The 11799-nt window shown below is 52.9% G+C and carries 10 protein-coding genes and 1 pseudogene; all 11 read right to left on the minus strand.

All coding sequences use genetic code 11. The features are described 5' to 3' along the window. Positions 1–40: 40 nt before the first annotated feature. The 11 genes and pseudogenes from HMPREF2907_RS01965 to HMPREF2907_RS02010 all read right to left on the minus strand — a co-directional run bounded on the left by HMPREF2907_RS01965 (position 41) and on the right by HMPREF2907_RS02010 (position 11789). Complete coding sequence (locus HMPREF2907_RS01965) at positions 41–2242, minus strand: polysaccharide biosynthesis tyrosine autokinase (protein ID WP_070679468.1); 2202 nt, start codon at positions 2240–2242, stop codon at positions 41–43. A gap of 48 nt (positions 2243–2290) precedes the next feature. Continuing rightward, positions 2291–2737, minus strand: a complete 447-nt coding sequence (locus HMPREF2907_RS01970; protein WP_070679471.1) for a low molecular weight protein-tyrosine-phosphatase — start codon at positions 2735–2737, stop codon at positions 2291–2293. A gap of 170 nt (positions 2738–2907) precedes the next feature. Further along, positions 2908–4041: a polysaccharide export protein gene (locus tag HMPREF2907_RS01975; RefSeq protein ID WP_070679474.1), complete on the minus strand. Its 1134-nt coding sequence runs from the start codon at positions 4039–4041 to the stop codon at positions 2908–2910. 87 nt (positions 4042–4128) lie between these two features. Next, positions 4129–6021, minus strand: coding sequence for a polysaccharide biosynthesis protein (locus tag HMPREF2907_RS01980; protein ID WP_070679476.1), 1893 nt, complete (start codon positions 6019–6021; stop codon positions 4129–4131). A gap of 230 nt (positions 6022–6251) precedes the next feature. After that, positions 6252–6314 (minus strand): annotated as a pseudogene (locus tag HMPREF2907_RS13450) (transposase); the annotation flags it as partial. Between the two features lie 60 nt (positions 6315–6374). Continuing rightward, positions 6375–7550 (minus strand): DegT/DnrJ/EryC1/StrS family aminotransferase, encoded by a 1176-nt coding sequence (locus HMPREF2907_RS01985; protein ID WP_070679478.1) that lies wholly within the window; start codon positions 7548–7550, stop codon positions 6375–6377. Continuing rightward, positions 7543–8325, minus strand: coding sequence for a formyltransferase family protein (locus HMPREF2907_RS01990; RefSeq protein WP_070679480.1), 783 nt, complete (start codon positions 8323–8325; stop codon positions 7543–7545). Before HMPREF2907_RS01990 ends, HMPREF2907_RS01985 begins: the two co-directional genes overlap by 8 nt. 47 nt (positions 8326–8372) lie before the next feature. Further along, a complete protein-coding gene (locus tag HMPREF2907_RS01995) occupies positions 8373–9059 on the minus strand; it encodes an HAD family hydrolase (protein ID WP_070679482.1) in 687 nt (228 codons plus the stop codon). Then, the gene (locus HMPREF2907_RS02000) at positions 9046–10020 is read right to left on the minus strand and encodes an ATP-grasp domain-containing protein (RefSeq protein ID WP_070679485.1); all 975 of its coding nucleotides are present in this window, start codon (positions 10018–10020) and stop codon (positions 9046–9048) included. Before HMPREF2907_RS02000 ends, HMPREF2907_RS01995 begins: the two co-directional genes overlap by 14 nt. Next, complete coding sequence (locus tag HMPREF2907_RS02005) at positions 10007–10624, minus strand: sugar transferase (RefSeq protein ID WP_070679488.1); 618 nt, start codon at positions 10622–10624, stop codon at positions 10007–10009. Before HMPREF2907_RS02005 ends, HMPREF2907_RS02000 begins: the two co-directional genes overlap by 14 nt. Next, positions 10617–11789 (minus strand): glycosyltransferase, encoded by a 1173-nt coding sequence (locus HMPREF2907_RS02010; RefSeq protein WP_070679492.1) that lies wholly within the window; start codon positions 11787–11789, stop codon positions 10617–10619. Before HMPREF2907_RS02010 ends, HMPREF2907_RS02005 begins: the two co-directional genes overlap by 8 nt. Positions 11790–11799 lie beyond the last annotated feature (10 nt).

Genomic DNA, 11799 nt, shown 5'->3' on the forward strand with positions numbered 1-11799 from the left:
CGTCTGAAAATTTTCAGACGACCTTTTTTGATGACAAACCTTACCTATCGTCAGGCTTTTGGTTTTTCTGACGTAGTTTTTTGGCGGTTTTTTTGCCTTCGGTAGGCGTGATGTAAGAATAGTAGTAGTCGTAAGTGCTGTTCGCCTCGCGTTTCATGCCATTGAGGATTACGCCTTTGATGGTGATTTTGTTTTGACGCAGGCGTTCCGCACTGATAGCCAGCTCTTTGGCAGTTGTATTGCCGTAGCGGCTGACCAGAAGGACTGTGCCTGCATGTTGTCCGACAACGACGGCATCGGTTACCGCCAAAACGGGCGGGGTGTCGATGATGACGTAATCGTAACGTTTTTGCGCGTTTGACAACAGTTCTTTGAAACGGTTGTCCATCAGCAGCTCGGACGGATTTTTAGGATAGCTGCCGGTGCTGATGAGGTGCAGGTTGGGAATGTTGGTTTGAGTAACAGCCTGTGCTGGGGAAACTTCACCAGAAAGAATATCGGACAGGCCGAATTCGGGTGTTACGTTCAGCAACTGATCCAGATAGCCTTTGCGCATATCAGTATCAATCAGCAAGATGCGTTTACCGGACTGTGCCATCACGGTGGCGAGGTTGGCGGAAATGAAGGATTTACCTGCTTCCGGAGCCGCACCGGTAATCATGAGGATATTATTGCGTGCGTCCAGCATGGAGAAGTAGATGTTGGTACGCAGGGCGCGGATGGCTTCGACGGCGATGTCGGTACTGTCCTCGTTTGCCAAAAGATAGTTGGAACGGCCTTTGAGCGATTTGAACTTGCGCTTGATAAGGTCGCGTTTTTGCTGGGTTTTTGAATGCGGGATAAGGGCTGAGACTTCGAGATCGAGGGCTTCGATTTCTTCAGACGACGTAATACCGCGGCGCATGCGGCCTTGCAGCAGGAACCACATGGAGGCAAGTGCGCCTGCGGCTAGCGCGCCCAATGCGGCGATAAGGGCTTTACGCGGGGCGATCGGTTTTTCCGGCGTGTAGGCATGGTCAACGACGCGGACGTTGCCTTGCGCACTGGCTTTCATGATGTTGAGTTCTTGTTGTTTCGCCAAGAGTTGGACGTAGGTCGCTTGGTTGGTTTCTACGTCGCGGGTCAGACGGATGACTTCCTGCTGGGTGTTGGGCAGGCCGGCAATTTGCTGGTTGATTTTGCTCTTGGCGCGTTCGAGTACCGCCAGTTTGTCCAAAACGGCTTTATAGGAAGGGTGTTCCGGGGTGTACAGTTCTGCCAAACCCGCTTCTTCGGTTTTGAGCAGGGTGATTTGGGTTTCGATGCTGGTCAGGCTTTCAAGCGCGCCTTTGGACTCAAGCGGAATATCGAGCGAACCCGAGCGTTCTCGATAGGCGTTAAGTTTGTTTTCTGCGTCTTGCAAGGTTTCTTTCAGACGAGGCAATTCTTCGCTGATGAACGCTAAGCCGCTGGACGCGACTTGAACGTCTCGTTCACGGTTTTGGGAGACGTAATTGTCGGCGATGCTGTTGAGAATAGTGCTGGTTTTTTTAGGATCGGTATCGGTATAAGACAGGTTGATGATAGGGCTGGTTTTACCTTTACTGATGACCGAGAGCTTGTTTTTTAGGTTTTCGATAGCGCTGAGTTTGGAGAATTTGGTCAGCTCGAAATCTTGCTCTGCCTCAGCAAGAATGCGGTCGACTTTTAGAACGGTTTCATTATTGACTTTAAGGGGCGCGCCGACGCGGCCTTCTTTAGTCGTACCGTCAGGGAGTGTCAGCAGGTAGGTTTTGCTGTCTTTGACAGTCAGTTTGAAGGGTTTGTTGATCCAGTCCTCAGAAACGGTGAACGCGCCGATTTTTAACATCGGGTCGTCGCTGCCGCTGAGGTTGTGCACCATATTCCCGAAAATCGGGAAGTAGGTGGCTTTGATTTCTTGATCAAGTTGCAGGTCTTCAACGGTTTTGCCCAATACCAAACGAGATTGAACGAGCTCCACTTCTGCTTCGGACGGTGCAGGTTCGTTGGAAAGCATGTTGTTGATTTCGGTTAGAATCTGGTTTTGTTTGGTTTCGATTTCCAACATGGCGTCGGCGCGATAAAGCGGGGTGGAGGCCAAACCGATTACGGCACCTGCCAATCCGCCTGCCAAGATTGCGGCGGCGATTTTGTTTTTGTTTTGCCACAGGCTTTGCATTTGTTGGCCGAAGTCGATTTCGTCGTTGCCGGCAGGGGTTGATGAGGGATATTGTTTGTACATCAGTGGACTTTCTTCTTAAAACGGGTTCTGTTGTGCGGAAGATGGAGATTACTGCTCTGCCTGTCCGCTCAGTTTATCCGCCCATGTATTGGCGGCTTGTTCGATTTGTAGGAAGACCGCTTCGAACATTTCACTGCTTTGTTTGAATGGGTCGGGTATATTTTTTTTCGGCAGCCATTGGGCAAGCAAAAAGGCTTTACTGCGCGCAGACGGCTGGATGTCGGCAACCATGTCGATATGTGCCGGCTCCATGACCAAAATCAGATCCGCTTCGTCGCACATCCTGGGTGTCAGTTGGCGGGCGGTATGTCCTGCAACGATAACGCCGTGTTTGAGGGCGGTTTTGATGGCTTGGAAGTCTGCATCTTTTCCAGCCAATGCGTTAATGCCGGCGGAGCTGATACGGCGGTTGGGCAATTTTTTCTGCAAAATGCGTTCTGCAGTCGGGGAGCGGCAGATGTTGCCCATACATACTACTAAAATATTTTGAAACATAAAGGAAGAGCGTTATTTTTCTTGTATAGGGTCAAATCATGATAAAACAGTTTGCGGCCGGATATTTTATCGGTCCGGATGGGGATTGCGTTCATACATTATCCAGAATTCAGACGACTCATACCCGAACCGCTGTTCCGTCTGACAACAGATGTTGCCGGACTGTCAGGTTATTTGAATGTGCTGTCGATAGAATTGACGTTGGTAACGAAACTGGTTATTTGCGACACTACGCGGTTCCAACGGGTAACCGGTGCGGCAGTCACATAGACGATGTCGTTGGGGCGCAGGTCGAAGTCGTTGCCCAATGCGTAAGCAGTCGCGTCTTTCAGGTTAAGTTGGTAAATGTGGATAGGTTTGGCTGCATCTTCAGGCGCGCGGCGGATGACGAATACGCCTGTTGCATCGGCTTGGGATTGGCTCATACCCCCTGCCTCACCCAATGCCTGTGTGAGATTTAGGCCATGATTGCCGATGGGCAGGGTTGCTTGGCGGCCGACTTCGCCCATGATGTACACTTTGCTGTTGCTGTTGTTCGGAATATACACGATGTCGCCGTTGCTTAAGAGGTGGTTTTGCGACATATCGCCGTACTGCATGATGTTTTGCAGGGAAATGGTGCGGTCAACACCGTTATGCGTCCATTTGATGTGTTGGGTGTCGGCATTTTGCGCCACGCCGCCTGCTTGGTTGACGGCATCGAGGATGGTCATGGGGACATTGGTAATCGGCAGTTGGCCGGCTTGGCCGACGGCGCCGGAAATGGAAATGCGTTGCGAGCGGAATTCGGTTACGTTGATAGAGACTTGGGGATTTTTAAGGTAACGTTTCAGACGACTTGTCAGGATATTTTGCAGCTCGTCTATGGTTTTGCCTTGCGCTTTGATTTTGCCGACCAGCGGGTAGGTGATGTAGCCGCTTTCGTCCACCCAGGCGCCTCGGCTGACTTGGTTGCTTTGCGGACTGCTTTGTTGGACGGGCGAATTGAGGTCGGTGTGCGCCCAGACCATGATGTTCAATACGTCGCCTTTGCCGATATGGTATCGGTAGGCGGCTCTGCTGTGTTCGAGGGCTGCGTTGGTTTGCGACAACACCGGCGGTTTGCGCATTTTTTCAACGAGACCGAAGGTAATCGGATAGATGGCAACGCGTTTGTCGAATTTAGTGTCTGCTACGGTTTCTCCGTTTTCGTAAACGACGGCTTTGTTGCGTGTGTTGATGGTGGAGCCGGGAATGACGGTAGTGCTGTTGCAGGCGGTCAGTGCCATCAGCGACAGGCTGATGAGGGCAAGCTGTTTTTTCATGTCGGTATCCTTGTCAGTCTTATCGGGGTCGTCTGAAAATTTTCAGACGTCCTTTTTGTGGAATGTTTTGCTTTGTCGGTCGGGTGTTTAATGTGTCTGCTGCCAAACCAAATCGCAAATATCGTCTTTGGGATTAAAGCCGGCGGGGGCTTCGAGCAGCAGGGCGCGCAGGGTTTGTTGGTCTGAATTTGAGCACGCTAAGTCCATACGCATAATTATGTCATTTAATTGCGCCCATGGCAGCATTACTTCGCTGGCGGTCATAATTCGGGGATGAGTGGTTTTTTGCACTTCGTCTCCGATGAGCAACTCTTCGTAAAGTTTTTCACCTGGACGCAGCCCTGTAATTTTAATTTCGATATCGCCGTCGGGATGTTGGGCATCTTTCAATTTCAGGCCGCTAAGCGTAATCATTTGTTTGGCTAAGTCAATGATTTTAACAGATTCGCCCATATCCAACACGAATACGTCGCCGCCTTTGCCCATCGCGCCCGCTTGAATGACGAGTTGGGCGGCTTCGGGGATGGTCATGAAGTAGCGGGTAATGTCTTGGTGGGTCAGGGTGATGGGGCCGCCTTCGGCGATTTGTTTTTCAAACACGGGGACGACGGAGCCGGAGGAGCCTAAAACGTTGCCAAAACGCACCATGCAGAAGCGGGTCTGTTGGCCGGGTTCGGCGGCGAGTGCCTGCAGGCAGAGTTCCGCCATGCGTTTGCTGGCGCCCATGGTGTTGGTCGGGCGTACGGCTTTGTCGGTGGAGATGAGCACGAAGGTGCTGACTCCGGATTCGACGGCGGCCTGCGCGCACAAGAGCGTGCCGAAGACGTTGTTGCGGATGCCTTCGACGGTGTTGAACTCGACCATGGGGACGTGTTTGTAGGCGGCGGCGTGATAGACGGTTTCAACGCCGTACGCGGTCATGACGCTGATCAGGCGTTCTTTGTTTTGCACGGAACCGAGCAGGGGGACGACTTCGATTTGACTGCCGGCGGCTGCCTGAGTTTCGCGCAATTCTTTGTCTATGCTGTACAGGGAGAACTCGGACAGTTCGAACAGCAGCAATTTGGACGGGCGGCATTTCAGGATTTGGCGGCAGAGTTCGGAGCCGATGGATCCGCCCGCACCTGTTACCATTACGGTTTTGCCGGTAATGTCCGCACCCATGAGTTCGGGGCGGGGGGCGACGGGGTCGCGGCCGAGCAAATCGACGACGGAGATTTTTTTCAGCGCGCTGACTTTGATTTTGCCGTCCACCAAGTCTTTCATGCCGGGGATGGTCAGCACTTCGCATTTGTATTTTTCGAGGCTTTGGATGATGCGGCGGCGTTCTTCCTGAGTGGAGCTGGGGATGGCGAGCAGGATTTTTTCCACACCGTAGCGGTCGATGAGCGATTGGATGTCTTCAGGACCATAGACGGTCAGGTCGTAGATGACGGTGCGGCGGATTTTGGGGTTGTCGTCCACAAAGGCGACGGCGGAATATTCGTTGACCTGTTTGATGGCTTCCAGCAGTTGGCGGCCGGATTGTCCTGCGCCGTAAATGATGACGGGCACCATTTGTTTTTTGTGGCGGTCGGTCAGGATGGCGCGCAGAATCATGCGCGAACTGGTGATACAGACGACCAGCAGCAGAAAATAAACAATAGGCAGGGCAAGGTGCAGCTTGCGCTCAAAAATCAGGGTAGTCAGGCAGAACAAGACGGCCGAAATCAGGCTGCCGAATGCGGCGGCGGTCAGGACGCGGGTACTGACGAAGCGGGTAACGGCGCGGTACAGCCCCAGTTTGACAAACAGCGCGATGGTCAAAAAGGCAGTCGAGCCGAAGGCAAGCCAGTTCGCCATGCTTGCCCATTCGTCGGAGTATTGAACTCGGAGGCTTTGCGCGAACCAAAAGGCGATAAAAACCATCAAAATATCATGGATGACGAAGAAGGTTTTTTTGACGTTGCGGGGCAGGGATAACAGGGTTTCCAAATTCATTTTGGTATATTCTGAGTAATGTTGTCGGACAGGGTTTCAGACGACCTCAGCCATACGAAGGTCGTCTGAAAAGACGTTTGTTGCTACGGAGCATTGGTTTTCCGTATGTGTCGGCTGCTTGCCGGTTCCCTTTTTTATAGTGGATTAACTTTAAACCAGTACGGCGTTGCCTCGCCCTTAGCTCAAAGAGAACGATTCTCTAAGGTGCTGAAGCACCAAGTGAATCGGTTCCGTACTATCTGTACTGTCTGCGGCTTCGTCGCCTTGTCCTGATTTAAATTTAATCCACTATAGATTCGGCTGAAGCGGTAAACCGCCGCCGTCCCGATGAGACGGGCGCGGCGGTTTGTACTTTATGCTGTGGCTTCTGCCAACACAGCTTCGATGTGTTCTTTGCAGAACGCGATTTCGTCGTCGGTCAGCGTCGGGTGCACCAAGAACATCAGGCTGGTGTCGCCCAGTTCGACGGCGTTTTTCAGCCGCTCTTTCGGACGCCACGGTGTGTTGTCGAAGGCTTTTTCCAAATAGACTTCGGAGCAGCTGCCTTGATAGCAGGGGACTTTGCGCGCGTTCAGTTCGTTCACGATGCGGTCGCGCGTCCAGCCGTCTTTGAGGTGTTCGGGTTTGACGAAGGCGTAGAACTTGTATTGTGCGTGTTCGATGTAGTCGGCGACTTCAATCAGGCGGATGCTGGTGAACTTGCCCAAACTTTCTGCCAGCTTGGCAGCGTGCGCTTGGCGGCGCGCCGTCCATTCGGGCATACGTTTGAGCTGGATGCGGCCGATGACTGCCTGCATTTCCATCATGCGCCAGTTGGTGCCGAAACTTTCGTGCAGCCAGCGGAAGCCGGGGGCGTGTTCGCGGTGGTACACGGCGTCATAGCTTTTGCCGTGGTCTTTGTACGACCACATTTTGCTCCACAGCTCTTTGTCGTTGGTGGTGACCATGCCGCCTTCGCCGCCGGTGGTCATGATTTTGTCTTGGCAGAACGACCATGCGCCGACGTGTCCGATGGAGCCGACGGATTTGCCTTTGTATTTCGCGCCGTGCGCTTGGGCGCAGTCTTCGATAACCCATAAATCATGTTCTTTTGCCAAGTCCATGATGCCGTCCATTTCGGCAGGCATACCGGCGAGGTGGACGACGATGATGGCTTTGGTATTCGGCGTCAGCACGGCTTTGATGGTTTCCGCGCTGATATTTTGGCTGTTTAAATCCACGTCGGCGAACACGGGGTTTGCGCCTGCGGTAACGATGCAGGAAGCGGAGGCGAGGAAGGTGCGCGAGGTAACGATGACGTCGTCGCCTGCACCGATGCCCATCGCTTTAAGCGCGACATCGAGTGCCAGCGTGCCGTTGGAAAGGGCGACGGCGTATTGCGTGCCGGCGAAGGTGGCGAATTCTTTTTCAAATTCACGGCATTCGGTGCCTGTCCAGTAATTGACTTTGTTGGACAGCAGGACTTTGGAAACGGCATCGGCTTCTTCTTGGGTGAAGCTCGGCCACGGGGAGAGGGATGTGTTAAGCATTGGCTTTTCCTGCGAAAAGGCTGGTGGAGTCTTTGGGGGCGACTTCTTCCAGCAGTTGGCGGTTGATCAAGGTGTATTTTTGACCGTCGATTTCGACGTATGCACCGTCGTAAGGCGGGAACCAGAACGCGCGGATTTTTTTCTCGACATCGTCGCCGTCATGGATTTGCTTCATCGTTTCCATTTCATCACGGCTGACGTAGCGGCCGCCGATGTTGGGCGTGGTCGGCAATTTGGCTTGCGCTTCGACGGCGCGGGCGATAATGCGTTGTGCGAACGGCTCCAATGCCTGCATGGTCTTGCGTTCGAGCGATTGGGCGGTTTCGACAGAAGAATCAATGGGGAAGCGGTCCACTTCGATGATTTCGCCGGTGTCGATGGAGGCATCGACGTAGTGGGCAGTGCTGCCCCATTCGGACAATTCGTCCATGATGGCAAGGTTGTAGCCGCCCGTGCCTTTGTATTCGGGCAACAGGGCCGGGTGGAAGTTGATCGTACCCAAGCGCGGGACGGTCAGGAATTCGTCGCGCAGTTTGCGCCAGTAGAGTACGGACAAGCCCAAGTCGTATTTCAGACGACCTTCTTTCATTGCTTCCAAGGCAGTGTCGAAAGTGTAGAGCGGCAAGCCCAATTCTTTGGCGGCGGCGGCCGTCGGCGAGCCTTGCAGGTGGCTGTCGGTCAGTACGCCGACGATTTCGATGCCGTTTTGTGAAGATAAGAGCCGGAGCAGGTTGGCGGAAAGCCGTTTACGTCCCATGAATAATATTTTTGTCATGAAATAGTCCTTTTGGCATTGTGAGTGTACGTTTGATTATGTAATGGCTAAATGCTTGAATCGATTAGGGAAGCTAAATCTTGAAGGGAGTCGATCCAAAAAGCGGGATGATATTCTGTACTAAAACTTTCAGGCGGGTGAATGTGGATATTACTCCCGGAGGGACGCAAGCCTATGGTAATCCAGCCCAAAGCGTTCGGCGCAATGAAGTCTTTGGAAAGGTTGTCGCCGATGTAGATGAAACAGTCTGCCTTGCCGGCATATTTGTCTTGTAAATAGCGGAAGCGTTTGCCGTCGGGCTTTTCCGAAGCGCAGGCTTCGGAGACGAGGATGTCGTCAAACAGGGAATACAGCCCCAAGGCTTCCAGTTTCAAGCGTTGGGTCAGGCTTCTGCCGTCGGTAATCAGCGCGCGTGCGGCGAAGGGCGCGGTCAGCTCGGACAGGAAATCATGCGGGGCATACGGCGTCAGCGTCGGGCGGTGCAGCCGGTATTGCCACAGAAGAACCTGTTTTTCCGATTCGTTGAAACCGCAGTGGCGGCACAATTTGTCCAGCCAGTCTTTGCCGTCGGGGTCGATACTGCGCCATAGGTCGTCTGAATCCCAATCGGGATACAGGGCGGCGACGGTATCGACGATCGCGCGGATACCGGAGAGTTTGTATTCGTATTCCGAGTACAGCGTATCGTCCAAGTCGAAGACAATGACGGCAGTTTCGGGATTAATCGTTTTCATGAACCAAGACCTTGGCATCGTAGCGCAGCATGATGAGGTTGTTTTCCCAGTCGTCTGAAAACGGGATTTCTTCGTTGCGGAAGTATTCGTGCATCAGCCAGCCTGGGTAATTGCCGCCTGCGGCATACGTCAGCGGGAAGCCGCCGCCGAAGCGGGGGTTGATTTCCACGCCGTAGAATTCGCCGGTTTCTTCGTTGCAGAAGAATTGCGCCGTAATGCAGCCGCGCGCGCCTTCCAATACCGCCATTTTTTCCAGCAGTGTTTGGTAGAGGCTGTTTTTGCGGGTAATGCCTTTGCTGACTTCGCCGGTACGCACTTCCAAGCGTTTTCGCGGGATGGCGCATTTCAGACGACCTTCATGGTCGTAATACATATCGACGGTAAATTCGGAAAATTCGTTTTCGATGTCGATAAGCTGGCAGAACATTAATTTGGGATCTGCCAATACTTCAGGTGTCAGATCGGCTGGTGTGTCAATCCGTTTGGCGCCGATGGCGCGGCTGCCGTCGTAAGGTTTGGCGAAGCAAGGGAAAACCAACTTCTCGCGGTCGTAAATTTCGGGCGAGCGTATGCCGTAGTGGGCAAATAGGTCGGCAGTTTTACGTTTATCGCGGCATCGCGCAATAAAGTCCGCATCGGAAACGATGATGTGGATACCTGCCGCTTCGAAGCGGCCGCGTTCGTTTGCCAGTTTTTGCAGTTCGGTGTCTATTGTGGGGATGATTAAACCGATGTTTTCTCGTACCGCCAGATCGAAGATGCTGTCGATATACGAATCCGAACTGATCAGCGGCACTTCGAACGAACCGTCCGAAACGTGGCAGGCGGAAGACATACGTGGTACCAAGTCCGTCGTCAAAATCTTGACATCGTCTGAAAACTTGGCGGCTTCGGTTTGAAAATCCTGTACCAATTCAACTCGTCTTCCTGCGGAAAGGATAAGTACGTTATTTTTTTTCATCTGTGTCATTCCCTGTGAAATACGGCATGGTGGCTTCTCCCTCAGCCGAAATGCCTTCTTTGATAAAGACTTTTTTGACCGTCAAAAACAGGATTTTCATATCCAGCCAAAAACTGTAATGGTCGATATACCAAATATCGTGTGCGAACTTTTCGTCCCACGAAAGCGCGTTGCGCCCGTTGACCTGCGCCCAACCGGTTACGCCGGGCCTCATTTCGTGGCGGCGGTTTTGAAATTCGTTGTAAAGCGGCAGGTAGCTCATCAACAGCGGTCTTGGGCCGACCAGGCTCATCTCTCCTTTTAGAACGTTCCAAAGCTCAGGAAGTTCATCCAAGCTTGTCGCGCGCAGCTTCTTGCCGAAAGGGGTCAGCCGCTCGCTGTCGGGCAGCGGGTTGCCGTCTTTATCGACCGCATTGCGCATGGAGCGGAATTTGATCATTTTGAACGGTTTGCCGTCTTTGCCCGGCCGCTCTTGGGTGAAGAATACCGGTTCGCCCAAGTTTTTGCGGATGAGGTATATCAAAATCAAAAATACGGGCGAGAGGAAAATCAGTCCTGAGGCGGAGGCGATGATGTCAAACAGGCGTTTGAAGAATTTACTCATGGGCTAATCTTTCAATCAGGTTGACGATTTTTTGATACGCCACGTCGCGCTTGAAACGGCGGACGATTTCGTCGGATTGAACGGGGTCGTTTTTGCGCGCCAGAATGTCTTTGGCGGCTTGGACGAAGCTGTCCACGTCGCCGGAACGGTAGTCCGCATGCGGCAGCAGGGTGAGGACTTCGGCGACTTCGTCGTTGACCTGGCTGTTTAAAATCGGTTTTTGCAATGCCATGTAGTCGGACAGTTTGTTGGTAATCGACTGCATGGCGTAGGAATGGATGGCGTTGACCGAGATGTCGCAGCCCTTGGCGACCGACATCATTTCGGCGTAGGGGATGTAGCCGTAAAACTTAATACCGTCGCAGGCGTATTGTTTGAGCCTGTCCAAATCGGGGCCGCCGCCCATGATGTGCAGCTCTACATTTTCGCCGTCGTCTAAAAGTTTCCGAACGCCTTTGCACACGGTTTCCACGTCATAGCTGTAACTGAGCGTACCCAAGTAGAAGAAACGGGTTTTGTCGTCGCCGAAGTCTTTTGCCGGCGCGGCATCGAGTTTCGGAAAATCCGCACCGATATAGACGACTTCGCCGGGTACGTTCGGATTGGCTTCTTTGGCGCGGTCGAGGTAGGTCTGCGACACTGCGACCAGCGCATCGGCGTAGCGGTAGGCACGGTTGGCGCGGGAGGAGAAGGGCAGCAGGTTGTGCGGGATTTTTTTCAAAAACGGTACGACCGAGGAGAAGGACTCAGGCCATACGTCCTGCACGTCGATAATCAGTTTGTAGCCCAAACGCGCTTTGTGTTCGCCCAAAAGCAGGTTGGTGGCAATCAGCGGGTAGGCGGAAAAGACGACGTCTTGCTCGCCCGGACGGCAGTTGTTCAGCCATTGCTCAAAATGTTTGACGAACACATGATGGCTTTTGACGCGGTCCAGCGAGACGTTTTTGCCGTAGCCGCTCTCTTCCAGCAGCATGACTTTCAGCCGACCTTGCGAAGCAAATTCGGCATCTTCAGGTCGTCTGAAAGATTTGTCATAGTGTTTGAAATTGCTGGTAATCAGCAGCACGTCATGAGACTGCGACAACAGCTCGGCAAGATACCAGAAGCGGTTGAAATGTGGCTCGGACGGCAGCGAACAGTAGGGGGCGACGATGGTGATGTTCATATTTTCAGAC

The sequence above is a fragment of the Neisseria sp. HMSC055H02 genome, assembly GCF_001813335.1.
Classification (GTDB): domain Bacteria; phylum Pseudomonadota; class Gammaproteobacteria; order Burkholderiales; family Neisseriaceae; genus Neisseria; species Neisseria sicca_C.